Genomic DNA, 18722 nt, shown 5'->3' with positions numbered 1-18722 from the left:
GGCGGCGAGCATCAGCCCCGCTGATCGAGTTCTCGAGGCGGAGCTGAGTCGATGCACCCGCTCCGCAGGTTTCGACTCGCCACGCTCGCTCGACCTGCGGGGCCGACGACACGGGAGACGACGTACAGCAGGCAGCCTACTCCGGACCGCGGATCGGGGCGAAACACGACCGCCGGAGCCTGACGCGGCAGACGCTCGACGAGTGGTAGCTTGAGAACACTTCGGCGCATGCCGTGGGGAGGGAGTGACCGCGATGGAACTGCCCGGAATCGGGTCGTCGCCCGCGAGCGACGCGGGATCGCCGGCGTCGCCGGGGAACGGGACGGAGCGGCTGCTCGCCGCAGCCGGCGAATGGGCGGCGCAGGACATCGACCCCGAGACGCGCGCGGAGGCGCGGCGCCTCGTGGCCCAGGCCCGGCAGGGCGACGCCCGCGCGATCTCCGAGCTGGGCGACGCCTTCGGAGGGCGCCTGGCCTTCGGCACGGCCGGGCTGCGCGGACGCCTGGGCGCCGGGCCGCGGCGCATGAACCGGGTCGTCGTGTCGCAGACGAGCGCCGGCTTCGCGGCCTACCTGCTCGAGCGGACGCAGCGGGGTGCGGCCGAGGATCCGCCCTCGATCGTCATCGGCTACGACGGACGCGTCAACTCCGACGTCTTCGCCCGCGATGCGGCGGAGGTCATGGCGGGCGCCGGCGTGCGCGTCTTCCTGCTCCCCGAGGCGGGGCCCACCCCGCTCACCGCGTTCGCCGTGCGCCACCTGGGCGTCTCGGCCGGGGTGATGATCACCGCCAGCCACAACCCGCCGCGCGACAACGGGTACAAGGTCTATCTCGGCGACGCCGACGCCGGTTCGCAGATCGTGCCGCCGGCGGACGGCGAGATCGCGGCGCACATCGAGGCCGTAGCTGCGACGCCGGCCGCCGGGATCCCCCGCGCGACCGACTACGCGGTGCTCGGACCGGGCGTGGCCGACGCCTATGTCGCGGAAACGGCGGCGGCCGTGCTCGCGGGCTTGCCGCAGCGGCCCGAGGCCCCCGGCGTCGCCGTCGGCGCCGACGCCGGGCTCACGGTCGTCTACACGGCGATGCACGGCGTGGGATCCGACATCGCCCGTCGAGTCTTCACGTCGGTCGGCCTGCCGCGGGTGATCCCGGTGCCGCAGCAGGATCGCCCGGACGGCGCATTCCCCACGGTCTCCTTCCCCAACCCCGAAGAACCGGGCGCCCTCGATCTCGCCTATCGCGCGGCGCGCGACGCCTCGGCCGACCTCGTCGTCGCGCACGATCCGGATGCGGATCGCCTGGCCATCGCGCTGCCGCACCCCGAGGAGCGATCGGGCTTCCGCCGGCTGACGGGCAACGAACTCGGTCTGCTGCTCGGCTGGCGCGCCGCCGAGCGCGCCCGGGTCGCCGCGGCGCGCGCGGGATCGCGCCTGACCGGCACCCTCGCCTGCACCATCGTCTCCTCCCCCGCCCTCGGCGCGGTCGCCCGCGACTACGGCCTCGACTACGCCGAGACGCTGTCGGGGTTCAAGTGGGTCTCGCGCGTGCCGAACCTCGTCTTCGGATTCGAGGAGGCCCTCGGTTACCTCACCCACCCCGCGATCGTGCGGGACAAAGACGGGATCTCGGCGAGCGCCGACGCGATCGCGATGGTGCGGGAGTTGGCCGCGGAGGGGCGCACGGTGTGGGATCTGCTCGACGAGGCCGGTGAGCGTTTCGGGCACTTCGCGAGCGCGCAGGTGACGCTGCGCCTCGAATCGATGCCGGCGTGCTCCGCGCTCGCGGCGCACGTGCGACAAGACCCGCCGCGGGCGTTCGGCGACGCGGCGGTTGCCGAGACCCGGGATCTGCTGGTGCCGGGCGCCGCAGCCGTCCCCGCAGACGTGCTGCGGTACGACCTGGCGGACGGCTCGCGCGTGATGATCCGGCCCAGCGGCACCGAGCCCAAGCTGAAGGTCTATCTCGACACCTTCAGCGACGAGGGCTCGGCCGACCAGCGCCGCGCGGCGGCCGAACGCGCACTCGGCGAACTCGAGGCCGCCGTGCGCGACTCCTTGGAGCAGCTGCAGCGGCGCGCGGCCGACGCGGGGACTCCGCACCGGTGACCGAGCACTGGACCCGGGAGCACGCGGCCGAGCGGCTGCGGCGCCCGGGCGCGCACGACGACAAGTATCGGCGCGGCGTGCTCGGCCTGCGCACCGGATCGGCCCGGTATCCCGGGGCCGCGGTGCTCGGCGCATCCGCCGCCTGGCGCACCGGGGCCGGGATGGTGCGCTATCTGCCCGGGCACGACGAGGATCCGCCCTACGGGCTGCCGGCCCCCGCGGCGGCCGTGCTCGCGGCGCATCCGGAGACCGTCTTCGGACCGGGCCGCTGCGACGCCTGGGTCATCGGATCGGGCACGGACCCCGCCGCTCGCTCCGCGCTCGAACAGTCCGAGCTGCTCGAGCTGCTGCACGGCTCCGCGCCCGTCGTGGTCGACGCGGGTGCGCTGGATCTGGTGCCCCGCCCGAGTGCGGATCGCGCGCCACTGATCCTCACGCCGCACGCGGGCGAGTTCGAGCGCCTGTGGGAGCGCACCATGCGCGCCCCGCTGCCGCGCGAATGGGTCGCTCGGCCCCCCGCAGACGCCGAAGCCGGCGGAAACGGTGCTGCCGCGCGGCAGGAGGCCGCCCGGCGCCTCGCCGAGCGGCTCGACGCGACGCTGCTGCTCAAGGGCTCCCTCACCTTGATCGCGTCCCCCGGCGGGCGCGTGCTCAGCTGCGGCCCGGCGACCCCCTGGCTCGCGAGCGCGGGGACGGGCGACGTGCTCGCCGGGATCCTCGGCGCCCTCGTGGCCGCACGCAGCGCGGAGGTGCGCGACGACCGGGAGTCGCTCGGGCCGCTCGGCGCTACGGCCGCAGTGCTCCACGATGCCGCGGCGCGCACCGCCTCGGGCGATCCCGCCGCTACCGCCGCGGGTCGGCCGATCACCGCGGGCGATGTCGCGCAGGCGATCCCTGCCGCCTGGCGCGCGCTCGTCTGAGCGGTCGCGCTCGTCTGAGCGGCCCGCCGCGTCTCGCGTGTGCACCGCCCTCGCCCGGAGACGCCGAGCGCGCTACCCCGCGGCCTCCGGCTCGGGGCGCCCCAGTTCGCGGTCGAGGCCCGTCGCGATCCAGGCCGAGGTGAGCAAGAGCGTGCGGCAGATGAGGTTGAACCACAGCAGCAGACCGATGATCACCGCGAACGATGCGAGGAGCGGATTGCTCGACGCGCCGCCCAGCAACGCGTTGCCGAGCACCTTCAGGCCGAGCATCGCGAGCCCGCCCAGCGCGCAGCCTCTGATCAGCTTCCACCACGGCATGCGCACCTCCGCCAGGAAGCGATGCATCGCGATGAGCACGAGGATGTCGAAGACGAGCATCGCGCCGTAGCGCACCAGCGTGCCGAGCCAGCCGAGGAACCAGGTGTCGGGGTCGGCGCCGAGCCAGGAGAAGACGAGATCCGTGAGGTTCGAGCTGAGCACCGTCAAGCCCGCGGAGACGATGATCGCCGCGAAGAAGCAGATCGCCAGCACGAAGTCGCGCAGCTTGAGCAGCAGCGCGTTGCGGTACCGTTTGACCTCGAGGCCGAAGATGATGCGGATCGACCGTCGCGTGCCGGTGAACCAGTTGAGCGCCACCCACAGCAGCGATGCGCCGGCGACCAGACTGGTCCAGTTGAGCGCCCGGGCCTGCAGCAGGGTGTCGAGCTCCACCGCGCCGTCGCGACCGTCCTCGGCGAGCAGGCCGGGAACGAAGGCGTTGATCTGCGTGACGAGCGAGTCCAGCAGTTCGGGCCGGTCCCGCAGCATGATGCCGAGGATGCCGAATCCCACCCACAGGCCCGCGAAGACGGCGAAGAGCGCCTGGTAGCTCATGCCGCCGGAGAGCACGCTGCCGCCCACGTCGGTGAAGTGCGAGAAGGCGCGCCAGGGCCGCAGCCGCTGCGCCCAGGCCCACCGCTGGCGACCCTCGGCGACCAGTTCGGACACACGCGACGCCCCGGACTCCTCGTCCGCGCTGGGCGGCGAAGAAGTTCGGGGCGTCGTCATGGGGCCATGCTAGCGGGCGACCGCCCGGCGGGTTCGCGCGTCAGGCGGTCTTGCCGGTGCGGATCGCGGCCTTGACCTCGGCGATCGCCTTCGTGACCTGGATGCCGCGCGGGCACGCGTCGGTGCAGTTGAAGGTGGTGCGGCAGCGCCAGACGCCCTCGGTGTCGTTGAGGATGTCGAGACGCACCTGGGCATTCTCATCGCGCGAGTCGAAGATGAAGCGGTGCGCGTTGACGATCGCCGCGGGGCCGAAGTACTGCCCGTCGGTCCAGAACACCGGGCAGGAGGTAGTGCAGGCCGCGCACAGGATGCACTTGGTCGTGTCGTCGAACCGCTCGCGATCGTCGATCGACTGCACGCGCTCCTTGCCCGGCGCCGGTGCCGTGTTCGACACGAGGAACGGCTGCACCTCGCGGTACGCCGCGAAGAACGGCTCCATGTCGACGATCAGGTCCTTCTCGAGGGGCAGGCCCTTGATGGCTTCGACGTAGATCGGCTTCGAGATGTCGAGATCCTTGATCAGCGTCTTGCAGGCCAGGCGGTTGCGCCCATTGATGCGCATCGCGTCGGAGCCGCAGATGCCGTGCGCGCAGGAGCGGCGGAACGACAGCGAGCCGTCCTGATCCCACTTGATGCGGTGCAGGGCGTCGAGGATGCGATCCGTCGGATACATCTCGACGTCGAAGTCCTCCCAGTAGGCCTCGCGCTCCGACTCGGGGTCGTAGCGCCGGACGAGGAGGGTGACCGTGAACGGCTTCGGCGCCTCGGGGGCGTCCGTGACCGTCGCCTCAGCGGTTGCAGTGCTCATCGCCTAGTACTTCCTCTCCAGGGGCGGGTACCTCAACTCGCCCTGCTCGTTCCTCGTCACGACCACCGGCTTCCAGTCGAGGCGGATGTGGTCCTCGGGGTTCGCCGAGTGCGGGTCGCCCGCGAGGTACGCCATGGTGTGCTGCATGTACTGCTCGTCGTCGCGGTTGGGGTAGTCGTCGCGCATGTGCCCGCCGCGGCTCTCGCGCCGATTGCGCGCCGTGTAGGTGAGCACCTCGGCCAGGTCGAGCAGGAAGCCGAGCTCGATGGCCTCGAGCAGGTCGGTGTTGTAGCGCTTGCCGCGGTCCTGCACCCCCACGTTCAGGTAGCGCACGCGCAGATCGTGGATCACGCGGAGCACCTCGGTGAGCGACTCCTCGGTGCGGAACACCTGCGCACCGCGGTCCATGGCCTCCTGCAGCTCCCGGCGCAGATCGGCGATGCGCTCGGTGCCGCTGCCGGTGCGGAAGCCCTCGACCAGCTCACGCACCTCCTTCGCGGGGTCCTCGGGCAGCGGCACGAAGTCGGCGCGACTGGCGTAGTCCGCTGCGTTGTTGCCGCTGCGCTTGCCGAACACGTTGATGTCGAGCAGCGAGTTGGTGCCGAGGCGATTCGACCCGTGCACCGACACGCAGGCGCACTCGCCGGCGGCGTAGAGTCCGGGCACCACGGTGGTGTTGTCGCTCAGCACCTCGGCGTCGTTGTTCGTAGGGATGCCGCCCATCGCGTAGTGCGCCGTGGGGAACACGGGCACGGGCTCGGTGACGGGGTCGACGCCCAGGTAGGTGCGCGCGAACTCGGTGATGTCGGGCAGCTTGGTCTCGAGCACCTCTGCGCCCAGGTGGGTGCAGTCGAGGTACACGTAGTCCTTGTGCGGGCCGGCGCCGCGGCCGTCGAGCACCTCCTGCACCATCGAGCGGGCCACGATATCGCGGGGCGCCAGGTCCTTGATGGTGGGGGCGTAGCGCTCCATGAAGCGCTCGCCCGATGCGTTGCGCAGGATCGCGCCCTCGCCACGGGCGCCCTCGGTGAGCAGGATCCCGAGCCCGGCCAGCCCGGTCGGGTGGAACTGGTAGAACTCCATGTCCTCGAGCGGCAGCCCCTTGCGCCAGACGATGCCGACGCCGTCGCCCGTGAGGGTGTGCGCATTCGAGGTGGTCTTGAAGATCTTGCCGAAGCCGCCCGTGGCGAACACGATGGACTTGGCCTGGAAGACGTGCAGATCGCCCGTTGCGAGCTCGTAGGCGACCACGCCCGAGGGGCGCTTCACGCCGTCGGTCTCGGTCATCACGAGGTCGAGCACGTAGTACTCGTTGAAGAAGTTGACGCCCAGCTTCACGCAGTTCTGGAAGAGCGTCTGCAGGATCATGTGCCCCGTGCGATCGGCCGCGTAGCACGCGCGGCGCACCGCGGCCTTGCCGTGATCGCGGGTGTGGCCGCCGAAGCGGCGCTGGTCGATCTTGCCCTCGGGCGTGCGGTTGAAGGGGAGGCCCATGTTCTCGAGGTCGATGACCGCGTCGATCGCCTCCCGGGCGAGGATCTCGGCAGCGTCCTGGTCGACGAGGTAGTCACCGCCCTTGACGGTGTCGAAGGTGTGCCACTCCCAGTTGTCCTCTTCGACATTGGCGAGCGCCGCGGCCATGCCGCCCTGCGCTGCGCCGGTGTGCGAACGGGTGGGGTAGAGCTTGGTGATGACCGCGGTCTTCGCCTTGGGCGCTGCCTCGATCGCCGCGCGCATGCCCGCGCCGCCCGCGCCGACGATCACGACGTCGAACTGGTGGTAGATGACGCCGTCCTTGACGGTCACTTCCTCGCCCTGATGGGTGTCTGTGGTCACGAGAGTCCTATTCTTCGATTCGAAACAACCTGCGATGCGCGCGGATCGCCGACTACGAGGCCGTGCAGAAGGAGGCGACGAGCGCGGGGTCGGCGCCGGCGGGGCACGGATCGAGCGTGTAGATCACGAATGTGCCGAGCAGGATCAGCAGTGCCGCGGAGAGGAACAGCAGCACCTTGAAGGTCTTCGCGAGACCGGGGCGCTCGACGTAGTCGTTCACGATCGTGCGCATGCCGTTGGCGCCGTGGATGAGGGCGAGCCACAGCAGCAGCGTGTCCCAGATCTGCCAGAACGGGCTCGCCAGCTTGCCGGCCACGAAGCCGAAGTTGATGGCGTGCACGCCGCCCTCGGTGAACAGCAGGTTGGATGCGAGGTGCCCGAAGACGAGCACCAGGAGCAGCACGCCGGAGACGCGCATGTAGATCCAGCCCCACTTCTCCCAGTTGGTGCGCTTCTTCGCGGGGGTGCTCGAGCGCGGAGCCTCAATCGTCATCGTCATGTCTTGATCTCCCTAGGCCGAGTGCCCGAACACGTTCATCAGGTGACGCGGCAGGAAGCCGGCCATCGTGATCGCCCAGGCCGCGATCACGATCCAGAACATCGCGCGCTGGTACTGCGCGCCCTTACGCCAGTAGTCGACGAGGATGATGCGGATGCCGTTGTAGGCGTGGAACACGATCGCCGCGACCAGCGCCGCCTCGCCGAGACCCATGATCGGGGTCTTGTAGGTGTGCATCACCGCGTTGTACGCCTCGGGGCTGACCCGGATGAGCGCGGTATCGAGCACGTGCACGAGGAGGAAGAAGAAGATGGCGACGCCCGTGATGCGGTGCAGCACCCACGACCACATGCCCTCGTTGCCGCGATAGAGCGTACCGCCCGGGCGGCTCTTCTGCTTCGCCGCGGGTGCGACCTCTGCCGTTTGGGCTGACACGGGCTTCCTCCTTAGTCCTGCTTCGAGGAGCCCTGCTCCCCGGCTGACAACGCGGACCCAGCGCGCTCGAGTGCACTCCGCACAGGGCGTTGCTGAGAATCCGCCGCATCCCATTATGGCACCATTCCGATAGGCCCTCGGCACGCTCGGCGTTCGCACGCGGCACTCATTCCTCTGATGACCTCCGGCCGCGCCGCGGCGGGCGCGCGGAACGGCCCTCCGTCTCAGGCGCCACCCCGCCGGCCCGCGCAGCGGAGGTAGTCTGTATCGCATGACCGAGGCGAGCAGCAGCACCCCAGCACTCGAGAGCTTCACGTGCGTGATCCCGGCCGGCGGCGTCGGTTCCCGCCTGTGGCCGCTGTCGCGGGCCAACGCCCCGAAGTTCCTGCTCGATCTCACCGGCTCGGGAGACTCGCTGCTGCGGGCCACGTGGGATCGCCTCGCCCCCATCGCGCCTCCCGAGCGCGTGCTGGTGGTGACCGGGGTGACCCACCGCGACTCGGTGGTCGACCAGCTGCCCGAGCTCCGGTCCGAGAACCTCATCACCGAGAGCGAGCCGAAGGACTCCTCCGCAGCGATCGGTCTCGCCGCCGCTCTGCTGGAGCTGCGCGATCCCGACGCGATCCTCGGCTCCTTCGCCGCCGATCACGTGATCCGCGGCGACGTGCTCTTCCAGCGCGCGGTGACGACGGCGGTGCAGGCCGCCGACCAGGGGTACATCGCGACCATCGGCATCCACCCGTCGCATCCGGCCACCGGCTTCGGCTACATCTCCTGCGGCCGCGCGCGCGGCGACCTCGCCCCGTTCGACGTCTACGACGTGACCGAGTTCGTCGAGAAGCCCGACGCCGCGCAGGCGGGCGAGTACCTGGCGCACGGCGGCTACCTCTGGAACGCGGGCATGTTCATCGCCCGCGCGACAGTGCTGCTCGACCAGATGGCACTCGCCGAGCCCGAGCTGGTCCGCTCGCTGCGCGAGATCGCTGCGACCTGGAACACGGAGCGCGGCGCCGAGGTGCGGGAGCGCCTGTGGCCCGCGCTGCCGAAGATCGCGATCGACTACACGGTCGCCGAGCCCGCGGCGGCGGCGGGCAAGATGGTCTGCGTCGCCGCGCACTTCGACTGGGACGACGTGGGCGACTTCGCGTCCGTCGCCAACCTGCTCACGCGCGGCCGGGGCAGCGACCTCGCCGTGCTCGGCGACGGGGCCCAGGTGCTCTCGGACGCGTCGAGCGGCATCGTGGTCTCCGAGAGCGACCGCCTCGTGGCGCTCGTGGGGGTGGAGGACGTGGTGGTGGTCGACACGGCCGACGTGCTGCTCGTCACGTCCAAGAGCCGGGCCCAGGACGTCAAGAACCTCGTGAACCGGATGAAGGTGACCGGGGGCGGCCACCTGCTCTGAGCCGGGACCGGCGCCACCCGGTCATCCTGCGCGCCACCCGGTCATCCTGCGCGCCACCCGGTCATCCTGCACGCCACCCGGCCATCCTGCACGCCACCCGGCCATCCTGAGCGCCACCCGGTCATCCTGCGCGCCACCCGGTCATCCTGCGCGAAGTCGCAGGATCCACCGCTGCGTGCCATGGATCCTGCGACTCCCTCCGGCCGCGCAGGATGACCGCACAAGGCCGGCCCCACGTGACGCCGAAGATGGGCGTCGCGGCCTCAGGCCCGGGCGATGAGCGAGAACGGATACCGCCGCGAACTCACCGAGCGCGCCGATCCCTCGGCGCGCCGATCCGCTGCCGGCAGCCGGTCCCCCGTCTCGTAGCCGGCGTCGCTCGACACGACCACCCGCCCGCCCGCGTTGACCAGGGTGACGTCGGCGCCGCCGGATAGCCGCGGCAGCAGCGCATTCTCCAGCGACGCCACGAGCACGTCCGCGCAGATCACCCCCAGGAACCGCCCGTCGTGCATCACCGGGATCGATGAGGTGATCGTGATCTCGTTCGAACAGAGGTAGTCGACGAAGGGCCCGGCGATGTGGCGCTCTCCGGTGGCCTCCGGCACCCGATACCACTCGAGGCGCACGAGATCGATCGCGGCCTGTCCGGGCCCGAACGTGGAGGACGCCAGCAGGCTGCGCTCGGGCCCCTGCCACCACGCCAGCGGGTTGCCCTCGGAGACCACGAGCTCGCTGGCGCAGTACCCGGCGCCGTAGAGCGGCCGGTCGACCGCATCGAGGATGCGGTGGGCATCGGGCTCGACGAGCGCCGCGAGCTGCGCGCCCGTGAGCCTGCCCTGCCGCAGCTCGCGCACCAATCGCTCGGTGAGCTCGGGCAGCCACGCGTCGAGGGGCGCGAAGACGCCGTCGAAGAACTCGTCGACCGCGTCCATCGCGGTGTCGAGCTCGTGCAGCGCCCGTGTGCTCACCCGCGTCCCTCCTCGTCGAGACCGGCGCGGGGTCCACCGCCCGCCCGGCGTGACACCAGTGTGTCACGAATCGTCTCGTCCCGAGGGTCGGCGAGCAGCTCGCGGCGGAAGGCCACCAGCCAGCGCACCGAGGAGCGGATGCTCTCGCGCACCGAGGAGCGCGCTGCAGGGATGTCGCCGGCCCGTGTGGCGACGGTCTGAGCGACGAGCGCATCGTGGGTGGCCATGCGCGCGCGTTCGTCCAGATCCTGCAGCGCGAGCAGCGGGGTGAACTCGGTCTGCACGCTCACGTGCTCGGTGGTGAGACGCACCGACTGGCTGAGCGCGGCCAGTTCGAGCTGCACCTCGGTGACGCGGCGTCGCCAGACGTCGGGCGCCAGATCCCGGGATTCCTCGAGCAGTCGCTGCACCACCGCCAGCTCCTCAGGGGTCGCGCGCAGGCAGGCGTACTCGGCGCAGGCGCTCGCGATCACCTCGTAGTGCACGCCGAGATCGGCGAGGGCCACACGCGGCATGGCCATGAGCGCCCGCGCGTTCACCTCCTCCACCGCGCCGCGGCTCGTGCGCACGAAGCTGCCGCCGTTGCGGCCGCGGCGCGTCTCGATGAGTCCTCGGTGACGCAGCGTGCCGAGCGCCTCGCGCACGGTCACCACCGCGACTCCGAGCAGACCCGAGAGCTCGGTCTCGCTGGGCAGCCGCTCCCCCTCGATGAACGCCCCCACCGAGATGGCTTGGATCAGCCGCGACTCCACCTGCTCGGTGCGCCCCTCCTCCCCGATCGGAGAGAAAGCGGCGACGCGCAGACGGCTCGGAGGCGCCTGTTCGACGGTCGTGCTCACCGGCTCCTCCCCTCTGTGGTGTGGCTCGAGTCTGACACGAGCCGCATGAGGATTCCCCGGAACTCGCCGTGACCGAAACGTAACACGATCGATCCACCACCGTCGCCTAAACCTATAAAACCGCATGTTATAGTTCAAGAACTGGCCCGACAACGACGTTGAGGAGCATCGACACCATGCCTCACACCACATCCGCCGCACCCGCCGGGGAGCGCGCCGCCGGCACCGACGGCGACATCGCAGTCTCGGTGCAGGGGGTGCACAAGCAGTTCGGCGACCTCGTCGCGGTGAAGGATCTCGACATCGACATCCGGGCCGGCGAGTTCTTCTCCATGCTCGGCCCCTCGGGATCCGGCAAGACGACCGTGCTCCGCATGATCGCCGGATTCGAGGAACCCACGGCCGGCAGGATCCTGCTGCACGGGGAGGACGTGACCCGCTCGGCCCCGTTCGATCGCCCGGTCAACACGGTCTTCCAGGACTACGCGCTGTTCCCGCATCTGAGCATCGCCGAGAACGTCGCCTACGGACTCAAGGTACGCGGCGTCTCGAAGACGGAGCGGGCTCGGCTCGTCTCCGAGGCCCTCGAGCAGGTGCGGTTGGGGCACGTCGCCGAGCGCAGACCGTCCCAGCTCTCCGGCGGCCAGCGGCAGCGCATCGCGCTGGCACGGGCCCTGATCCTCCGCCCCCAGGTGCTGCTGCTCGACGAGCCGCTCGGCGCGCTCGACAAGCAGCTGCGCGAGCAGATGCAGTTCGAGCTCAAGCAGATCCAGCGCGACGTGGGCATCACGTTCGTCTTCGTGACGCACGACCAGGAGGAGGCGCTGACGCTCTCGGACCGCGTGGCCGTGTTCAACGACGGCAGAATCGAGCAGGTGGGCAGCCCGCGCGAGGTGTACGAATTTCCCCGCACCGAGTTCGTGGCACGATTCCTCGGGATCACCAATCTGCTCTCGGGCGAAACCGCCCGCGCGCTGCTCGGCGATGCCGCCCCGCACAGCGTGCGCCCTGAGCGGGTGCAGCTGGCCGCCCCCGGCGCCCCGAGCGCGGACGGCGCCGTCTCTCTCGCCGGCCGTGTGCTCGAGACGGTGTACGCCGGCGCCCACACCCGCTACCTCGTCGAGACCGAGATCGGGGTGCGCTTCATCTCCGAGCAGCAGAACGCGCACACTCCGCACACCGCGCCGAGCGTGCAGCGCGGCGACGCAGTGAGCCTGCGCTTCGCCCGCGACCACGTGGTCGCGGTTCCGGCTGCGGCCGGTTGACCCCGGCGCTTCGACTCGAACCCGCTATCCCGCACTACGAAGGAGTAATGATGAACAAGAAGTACCTGCTCGCGCCCGCAGCGCTCGCGGCCGCGCTCGGGCTCGCGCTCTCCGGCTGCGCCAGCGGCGGCGACGCCGCACCGGGCGAGCTCCAGATCGACGTACCCGATGTGCCGCAGCTGGATGCGCTCGGCGACACCGAGGACGAGGTCAACATCCTCGCCTGGTCGGGCTTCGTCGAGCCCGCGTGGACCGATCAGTTCACCGCCGACACCGGCTGCGCGGTGAACCGCAAGATATTCGCCACCAGCGACGAGGCCGTCCAGCTCATGCGCACCGGGGAATACGATCTCGTCTCCGCCTCGGGCGACGCCAGCCTGCGCCTCATCGTCGACGGCAACGTCCAGCCGCTCAACACCGAGCTGATCCCGAACTTCAGCGATGACATCGTCGAGGGCATGAAGGGTCAGCTGTACGACACCCTCAACGGCAACGTCTACGGAATCCCCATCGGCCGCGGCGCCAACATTCTGCAGTACAACGGCGACGAGGTAACCGAGGAGCCGACCAGCTGGGACGTGGTCTGGGAAGCCGACAGTCCCTACGCCGGCAAGATCGCCGCCTACGACAGCCCGATCTACATCGCCGACGCCGCGATCTACCTCATGGCAACGCAGCCCGAGCTCGGGATCGAGAACCCGTACGCGCTCGACGAGGAGCAGCTCGCCGCGGCCACCGAGCTGCTCAAGCAGCAGAACGGCATGGTCTCGGAGTACTGGAACCCCGCCACCAACATCACCTCGTTCACCGGCGGCAACTCGGTCGTCGGCACCTCGTGGGAGGTGCTGCGCAAGGCCACCGGCGATGAGAAGTTCAAGAGCGTGCTGCCCGAGGAGGGCTCCACGGGCTGGTCGGACGCCTGGATGCTCGCGGCCGACGCGCAGCACCCGAACTGCGCGTACGCATGGATGGACTACACCAGCTCGCCCGAGGTGAACGGTCAGATCGCCATGAACTTCGGCATGGCCCCGGCCAACGGCGCGTTCTGCGAGACGAGCGACGAGGCACGCGAACACTGCGACTACTACAACGCGACCAACGAGGAGTACTTCGAGAAGGTGTGGTTCTGGACCACCCCCATCGATCAGTGCCTCGACGGCCGCACGGATGTCCAGTGCACCAACTACCAGGACTGGACCAACGCCTGGGCGACGGTGAAGGGCTAGAACCCCCTCCGCCGGTTGAGCGCTCAGAGGTCATCCTGCGCGAAGCGCGGAGTCGCAGGATCCCCCACCCGCATGGATCCTGCGACTTCGCGCAGGATGACCCGAAACGCATCCCCGATCCCCCGCACCCGCCACCCCCCACCCGCATGGATCCTGCGACTCCGCGCAGGATGACCCGAAACGCATCCCCGATCCCCCGCACCCGCCACCCCCGCCACCCCCACCACCCCACTGCACCAGCATCACCCGTCAGCGAGGACCCACCGTGAACACCCAGACCGTTCTCGAACGCCGCCCCAAACCGCTCTCCACCGCGCTCTACCGGCATCCGAAGGGCCGACTGGCGTCCCTGCTGACGCTGCCCATGACCTGGCTCGTCGGCGTCTACATCCTGTCGCTCGCGCTGCTGCTCATCACGGCCTTCTGGACGACCGACCCGTTCACCTCTCGGGTCAAGCCCGGATTCACCCTCGAGAACTTCCAGCAGCTCTTCAGCGTGCCCGCGTACTTCGCGACCGCCATGCGCACGCTCGGCATCGCGCTGGCCGTGACCGTGATCTGCGCCGTGTTCTCCGTTCCCCTGGCCGTCTTCATGGTGAAGATCGCGGGCCCCAGACTGCGCGCGCTGCTCGCGGTGCTCGTCACGCTCCCGCTCTGGGCCGGTTATCTCGTGAAGATCATCGCGATGCGGCTCGTCTGGACAGAGAACGGCTTCTTCAACTGGTCGCTCTCGCCCGTCGGGGTCGAAGGGCCCGGCTTCGGCGTCGTCGCCGTCATCCTCACGCTCGTCTACCTCTGGTTCCCGTATATGGCGATCCCGGTATATGCTGCGGTGTCCCAGATCCCTGCCAACCTCTTCGACGCCTCCTCCGACCTCGGCGCCAGCGGTTTCCGCACCATCCGCACGGTGGTCGCGCCGTTGCTGCTGCCCTCGCTCATCGCCGGCTCGGTGTTCACCTTCTCGCTCAGCCTCGGCGACTACATCGCGGCCATGTACGTCGGCGGATCCACGCAGATGATCGGCAGCATCATCGCGCAGAACATCAACCTCAACCCGCCGCTCGCCGCCGCGTTCTCGGTCGTGCCGATCGTGCTGGTGGTCATCTACCTCGCCGCGGTGCGCCGCACCGGCGCACTGAACAACCTGTAGACCCGCCCCGGCGCCCGCTGCAGCAGTTCCAAGAATCAATAGGAGGATCGACATGCTTCGTCTGAATCGAGGCACCAGGATCGCGCTGGCCGTCGTCACGCTCGTCGTGCTGGGGTTCATGTACATCCCGCTGTTCGTGATCATCATGAACTCGTTCAACTCGGGCCGGGTCGCCGGCTGGCCGATCCCCGGGTTCTCACTCGAGTGGTGGGGCAAAGCGCTGGTCAACCCGGCGGTGCACGCGGCGCTGCTCAACTCGGTGATCGTCGCCTTGGTCGCCACGGCGTTCGCGCTGCTGCTGGGAACCCTTGCAGCGTTCGCCCTGCAGCGGTTCAGGTTCTTCGGACAGCACACGGTCAACCTGCTCATCGTGCTCCCCATCACCCTGCCAGGAATCGTCACCGGTGTGGCGCTGTCGAACACCTTCCATCAGGTGCTGAAGCCCATGGGCATCAGCGTGGGCTACTGGGGCATGATCATCGCGCACGCCACGTTCTGCGTGGTCATGGTGTTCAACAACGTCATCGCGCGTCTGCGTCGCATGAACCCGAATCTCGAGGAGGCGTCGATGGACCTCGGGGCCGGGATCGGTCAAACGTTCCGGCTCGTCACCTTCCCGCAGTTCCGCAGCGCGTTCATCGCCGGCGGTCTGCTGGCCTTCGCCCTCTCCTTCGACGAGATCGTCGTCACGATCTTCACCGCCCCGCCCGGCGTCGAGACGCTGCCGCTGTGGATCATGAACCAGATGGCACGGCCGAATGAGGTGAATCAGGTGAACGTCGTCGCGACCGTGATGATCCTGCTGTCCCTGATCCCGGTCTACTTCTCCCAGAAGGCCTCGGCCGCGGGCGACGCGAAGTAGTGGCGCTCGATCCTCTCCCCCCCCTGTTCGCGCGTCAGTAGATGTCCCCAAAACGGCGGTGAGGCCGCACCTACTGACGCGCGTCGCGGGGGGCGCGGTTGTCGCCGCCGAAAACGGCTGCGCCCTCTCGATCCGTGAGGGATCGAGAGGGCGCAGCGGGTTCAGCCCGGGGCTACGCCTGCAGCACCTTGCGCTTCGCGGAAGACCGCACGAGCGCGAGGTACACGACGGCCGTGACCGCGAATCCGACGAGCCAGGCGATGTCGATGTACTGCAGCGGCTCGGCGAACGGGCCGGTGAAGAGCGGCGTGATCATGAACGGGATCTGGGCCGCGAGACCGATGGCGTAGCTCCACAGGCCGACCGCGTTCCACTTGCCGTACCTGCCGCCGTCGGGCATGAACATGTCGGCGATCGAGTATTCGCCCTTGTGCACGATGAAGTAGTCCACGAGGTTGATCGCCGACCACGGGATGAGCACGTAGAGCAGCAGGGTGAGGAAGGCCTCGAAGTTCAGCATGAAGTCGCCCTGGCCGAGCACGGCGATCACCGTGGCGAGCGTGCCCGAGGCGATGGTCGTCCACACCCGCACCCGAGAGGTGATGGTCACCCTGAAGTTCGACTGCAGCACCGTCAGCCCGTTCATCACCGCCGAGTAGAGCTCCACCCCATTGATGAGTGCTGAGCTCACGGCGAATACGAGCAGCACGATCAGGCCGATCGCACCGAGGTGGTCGCCGAGCGCGGCGAGCGGGTTCTCAGGATTGGCCGCGCCGAGCAGCACGCCGAGGGACATCACGAAGACCGAGCTCAGCATGAGCCCCAGGTAGGTGCTCCAGAACGCGGTCTTCGGACCGGTCTTCTTCGGCAGGTAGCGGGTGTAGTCGGAGACGTAGGGGGCGTACGCCAGCTGCCACACGACGCCGATCGCGAGCATGGCGAAGAAGCCCTCGGGGTTGAAGGCGGCGTCGTCGCGCGAGGTGACGATCTCGGGCTGCATCCAGAACATGACCATCGAGACCGCGACCGCGATGCCGATGAAGATCGACAGCCAGACCATGGTCTTGCGCAGCAGATCGTAGCCGAAGACGCAGAGCACGATCCCGATCACCGCGAAGAGCACGATCGCCAGCGTGCCGTCGAACTCGGGCAGCACCACGAGCAGGGAGTCCTTGGCGACGATGAGGATGCTCGCGAAGAAGCCCATGAACATGATGAACGCGATGAGCGCGAAGAGGCTGGCACCCAGGTAGCCGAACTGGGCCCTGGCCTGCAGCATCTGCGGCACGCCGAGGTGCGGGCCCTGCGCGGCGTGCAGCGCGGCGCCGAACGCGCCGATCACGTTGCCCGCCACGATGGCGAGGATGCTCCACCCGACCGGGAGGCCGTAGGAGCCGCTGGCGACGGCCCCGGTGACGACGGCGAGCGGCATCATGTTCAGACTCACCCAGATGGCGAAGATCGACCAGTTGGTGCCGGTCCGCTTGTTCTCGGGGATCGGCATGATGTGCTCTTGCTCGAACTGCAGGAAGCTCTTCGTGACGACGGGGGGTTCGTGTGACATGGTTCTCTCTCCATTGAGGGGTTGAGCATCCGCGCGGGATGCCGGTGCGCCGGAGACGTCGGCTCACCCCACGTCTCCGGCACGGGATCTAGAGGCCCGCGCGCTCCGTCGCGATGGTGAACGCGCGGTCCAGCAGATCTGCCAGCTCGTCGATGTCGGCGCGCGTCATGACGAGCGGCGGCGAGACCTGCACGAGCGGGTTGCCCTCGGCGTCGATGGCGACGCGGCAGATGAGGCCTACCTCGGCGAGCGCCGGGGAGAGATGCTCGCCCACGAAGTCGCCGGCGCTGATCGGCTCGGCCTGCCAGCGCTTCGCCGCATGGTCCGTCACGAGCTCGAAGCTGCGGTGGAAGCCGTCTCCGCGGAAGTCGCCGACGATCCCCGCGTGCTTCTGCGCGACCGCGGCGAGCTGCTGCTCGAGGTACGGGCTCAGCTCGGCGACGTTCTCGACGACGCCCTCGCGCTCCATGATCTCGAGGTTCTTGAGCGCCGCCGCGCAGGCGACCGGGTGGCCGCCGTAGGTGAGCGCGTGGTTGAACATGCCGACCGGGCCGTCGAGCACCGTCTCGATGATCCGGTCGCTCGCGATCACGCCGCCGAGCGGCATGTACGCCGAGGCGATGCCCTTCGCGAACACGATCATGTCGGGCTGGAAGCCGTAGTGCTGCGAACCGAACCAGCTGCCCAGTCGCCCGAAACCGGTGATGACCTCATCGGCGATCATGAGGATCCCATACGTGTCGCAGAGGGCGCGCACGCCGGCGAAGTACTCGGGCGTCGGGGGCGTGAGGCTGCCGCCCGCGTTCTGCAGCGGCTCCATGATGATCGCCGCGATCGTATCCGGGCCCTCCTGCACGATGAGGGACTCGAGCTCGCCGAGCAGAAACGCGGTCGTCTGCTCGGGCGTCTCGCCCTCCGGGCGGCGGTAGCGCTTCGTGTTGTGCGTGTGGCGCACGCCCGACATGAGCGGCTCGAACATGGAGCGCACCGCCGTCATGCCGTTGAGCGACATCGCGCCGAAGCTGGTGCCGTGGTAGGCGACGCGGCGGGCGATGAACTTGTGGCGGCTGCCCTGGCCGATGGTCTGCTGGTACTGGCGGGCGAGCTTGATCGCCGCCTCGTTCGACTCCCCGCCGCCCGAGGCGAAGAAGACGCGGTTGAGGTCGCCGGGAGCGAGCTGCGCGATCTTCTGGGCGAGCAGCGCCGCCGGCGGATGCGTGACGCTCCACGTGGTCTGATAGGGCAGGGCGGCGAGCTGCTCGCGCACCGCGTCGCCCACCTCGGCGCCGTGGGTGTACCCGAGCTGCACGCAGAACAGCCCGGCGAGGCCGTCGAAGAAGCGGCGGCCGTTCTCGTCGAACACCGAGCAGTGCTCGCCGCGCACGAACACCGGGAGCTCGTCGTCGCGGTACTTGCTCGCGGGGGTGAAATTCATCACCAGGTGACGCTTTGCGATCTCCGCGAGACCGCTCGGAGCCGCAACTGCCACGTCGGCCAGGTCGATGGTGTCTTGCTGCAGAGTCATGATTCCTTCGTGTCCTCTCAGTCGGCTCTGACTGGGCGACGGAGCCGTTGTCCATTCATCGTCACACCGGTCGAAATATCTGTAAAATAGTGAAAATCTGTCTTGTTCATCTGGAAATCAGATCGAGATGGGTGTGCGAGAACGGCCTCGGACCTGCGCTGCGAGCACGCCCCGCCGGTCGAGCGAACGCACCCCGCCGGTCGAGCGAACCCACCCCGCCGGTCGAGCGAACCCACCCTGCCGGTCGAGCGAACCCACCCTGCCGG

Annotated in this window: 16 protein-coding genes; 7 read left to right on the top strand and 9 right to left on the bottom strand. The window is 69.3% G+C overall.

Annotation, left to right across the window (positions count from 1 at the left end; genetic code table 11):
- Positions 1-253: 253 nt before the first annotated feature.
- Both EVS81_RS11195 and EVS81_RS11190 read left to right on the top strand, forming a co-directional pair.
- The gene (locus EVS81_RS11195) at positions 254-2107 is read left to right on the top strand and encodes a phospho-sugar mutase (protein WP_130110460.1); all 1854 of its coding nucleotides are present in this window, start codon (positions 254-256) and stop codon (positions 2105-2107) included.
- A complete protein-coding gene (locus EVS81_RS11190; protein ID WP_130110459.1) occupies positions 2104-3027 on the top strand; it encodes an ADP-dependent NAD(P)H-hydrate dehydratase in 924 nt (307 codons plus the stop codon). The genes EVS81_RS11195 and EVS81_RS11190 overlap by 4 nt, the downstream gene beginning before the upstream one ends.
- A gap of 72 nt (positions 3028-3099) precedes the next feature.
- Here the strand turns inward: EVS81_RS11190 and EVS81_RS11185 are convergent, their stop codons facing one another.
- Genes EVS81_RS11185 through sdhC form a run of 5 tightly spaced genes read right to left on the bottom strand, consistent with a single transcriptional unit; the run spans position 3100 to position 7652 of the window.
- Complete coding sequence (locus tag EVS81_RS11185; protein WP_130110458.1) at positions 3100-4074, bottom strand: YihY/virulence factor BrkB family protein; 975 nt, start codon at positions 4072-4074, stop codon at positions 3100-3102.
- A gap of 40 nt (positions 4075-4114) precedes the next feature.
- Entirely contained in the window at positions 4115-4882 is a 768-nt protein-coding gene (locus EVS81_RS11180; protein ID WP_130110457.1) for a succinate dehydrogenase iron-sulfur subunit, read from the bottom strand.
- Between the two features lie 3 nt (positions 4883-4885).
- Positions 4886-6718, bottom strand: a complete 1833-nt coding sequence (gene sdhA / locus EVS81_RS11175; RefSeq protein WP_130110456.1) for a succinate dehydrogenase flavoprotein subunit — start codon at positions 6716-6718, stop codon at positions 4886-4888.
- Positions 6719-6770: 52 nt separating this feature from the next.
- Positions 6771-7217: a succinate dehydrogenase hydrophobic membrane anchor subunit gene (locus EVS81_RS11170; RefSeq protein ID WP_130110455.1), complete on the bottom strand. Its 447-nt coding sequence runs from the start codon at positions 7215-7217 to the stop codon at positions 6771-6773.
- Positions 7218-7229: 12 nt separating this feature from the next.
- Positions 7230-7652, bottom strand: a complete 423-nt coding sequence (gene sdhC, locus EVS81_RS11165) for a succinate dehydrogenase, cytochrome b556 subunit (protein WP_130110454.1) — start codon at positions 7650-7652, stop codon at positions 7230-7232.
- A 271-nt stretch (positions 7653-7923) separates the two neighbouring features.
- On the opposite strand from sdhC, the gene EVS81_RS11160 reads away from it, so the two are divergent.
- A complete protein-coding gene (locus EVS81_RS11160) occupies positions 7924-9054 on the top strand; it encodes a mannose-1-phosphate guanylyltransferase (RefSeq protein ID WP_130110453.1) in 1131 nt (376 codons plus the stop codon).
- Between the two features lie 263 nt (positions 9055-9317).
- On the opposite strand, the gene EVS81_RS11155 is transcribed toward EVS81_RS11160, so the two are convergent.
- Both EVS81_RS11155 and EVS81_RS11150 read right to left on the bottom strand, forming a co-directional pair.
- The gene (locus EVS81_RS11155) at positions 9318-10025 is read right to left on the bottom strand and encodes a PDC sensor domain-containing protein (RefSeq protein WP_240739819.1); all 708 of its coding nucleotides are present in this window, start codon (positions 10023-10025) and stop codon (positions 9318-9320) included.
- Positions 10022-10864 carry a FadR/GntR family transcriptional regulator gene (locus EVS81_RS11150; RefSeq protein WP_130110452.1) on the bottom strand — a complete coding sequence of 281 codons (843 nt, stop codon included), beginning with the start codon at positions 10862-10864 and terminating at the stop codon, positions 10022-10024. The genes EVS81_RS11155 and EVS81_RS11150 overlap by 4 nt, the downstream gene beginning before the upstream one ends.
- A 176-nt stretch (positions 10865-11040) precedes the next feature.
- Between EVS81_RS11150 and EVS81_RS11145 the strand changes: the two genes are divergently transcribed.
- From EVS81_RS11145 to EVS81_RS11130, 4 genes are all read left to right on the top strand, one after another.
- The gene (locus EVS81_RS11145; protein WP_130110451.1) at positions 11041-12129 is read left to right on the top strand and encodes an ABC transporter ATP-binding protein; all 1089 of its coding nucleotides are present in this window, start codon (positions 11041-11043) and stop codon (positions 12127-12129) included.
- Between the two features lie 50 nt (positions 12130-12179).
- Positions 12180-13355 (top strand): extracellular solute-binding protein, encoded by a 1176-nt coding sequence (locus EVS81_RS11140; protein ID WP_130110450.1) that lies wholly within the window; start codon positions 12180-12182, stop codon positions 13353-13355.
- 265 nt (positions 13356-13620) lie between these two features.
- Entirely contained in the window at positions 13621-14505 is an 885-nt protein-coding gene (locus tag EVS81_RS11135) for an ABC transporter permease (protein ID WP_130110449.1), read from the top strand.
- 52 nt (positions 14506-14557) lie between these two features.
- On the top strand, positions 14558-15367 hold the full coding sequence (locus tag EVS81_RS11130) for an ABC transporter permease (protein WP_130110448.1): 810 nt from the start codon (positions 14558-14560) through the stop codon (positions 15365-15367).
- A 172-nt stretch (positions 15368-15539) separates the two neighbouring features.
- Here EVS81_RS11130 and EVS81_RS11125 read toward each other — a convergent pair whose 3' ends face one another.
- Complete coding sequence (locus EVS81_RS11125) at positions 15540-16931, bottom strand: purine-cytosine permease family protein (RefSeq protein ID WP_130110447.1); 1392 nt, start codon at positions 16929-16931, stop codon at positions 15540-15542.
- An 88-nt stretch (positions 16932-17019) separates the two neighbouring features.
- On the bottom strand, positions 17020-18456 hold the full coding sequence (locus EVS81_RS11120) for an aspartate aminotransferase family protein (protein ID WP_130110446.1): 1437 nt from the start codon (positions 18454-18456) through the stop codon (positions 17020-17022).
- Between the last annotated feature and the right edge of the window lie 266 nt (positions 18457-18722).

It is taken from the genome of Leucobacter triazinivorans (assembly GCF_004208635.1).
Taxonomy (GTDB): domain Bacteria; phylum Actinomycetota; class Actinomycetes; order Actinomycetales; family Microbacteriaceae; genus Leucobacter; species Leucobacter triazinivorans.
This window is presented reverse-complemented; position numbering and strand designations above follow the sequence as displayed.

Bases quoted from the DNA above. Each gene is read 5' to 3' on its own strand.
- EVS81_RS11185 (WP_130110458.1), bottom strand. From the start codon at position 4,074: ATGACGACGCCCCGAACTTCTTCGCCGCCCAGCGCGGACGAGGAGTCC.
- EVS81_RS11140 (WP_130110450.1), top strand. From the start codon at position 12,180: ATGAACAAGAAGTACCTGCTCGCGCCCGCAGCGCTCGCGGCCGCGCTC.
- EVS81_RS11195 (WP_130110460.1), top strand. From the start codon at position 254: ATGGAACTGCCCGGAATCGGGTCGTCGCCCGCGAGCGACGCGGGATCG.
- EVS81_RS11130 (WP_130110448.1), top strand. From the start codon at position 14,558: ATGCTTCGTCTGAATCGAGGCACCAGGATCGCGCTGGCCGTCGTCACG.
- EVS81_RS11160 (WP_130110453.1), top strand. From the start codon at position 7,924: ATGACCGAGGCGAGCAGCAGCACCCCAGCACTCGAGAGCTTCACGTGC.
- EVS81_RS11125 (WP_130110447.1), bottom strand. From the start codon at position 16,931: ATGTCACACGAACCCCCCGTCGTCACGAAGAGCTTCCTGCAGTTCGAG.
- EVS81_RS11145 (WP_130110451.1), top strand. From the start codon at position 11,041: ATGCCTCACACCACATCCGCCGCACCCGCCGGGGAGCGCGCCGCCGGC.
- EVS81_RS11180 (WP_130110457.1), bottom strand. From the start codon at position 4,882: ATGAGCACTGCAACCGCTGAGGCGACGGTCACGGACGCCCCCGAGGCG.
- EVS81_RS11170 (WP_130110455.1), bottom strand. From the start codon at position 7,217: ATGACGATGACGATTGAGGCTCCGCGCTCGAGCACCCCCGCGAAGAAG.
- EVS81_RS11120 (WP_130110446.1), bottom strand. From the start codon at position 18,456: ATGACTCTGCAGCAAGACACCATCGACCTGGCCGACGTGGCAGTTGCG.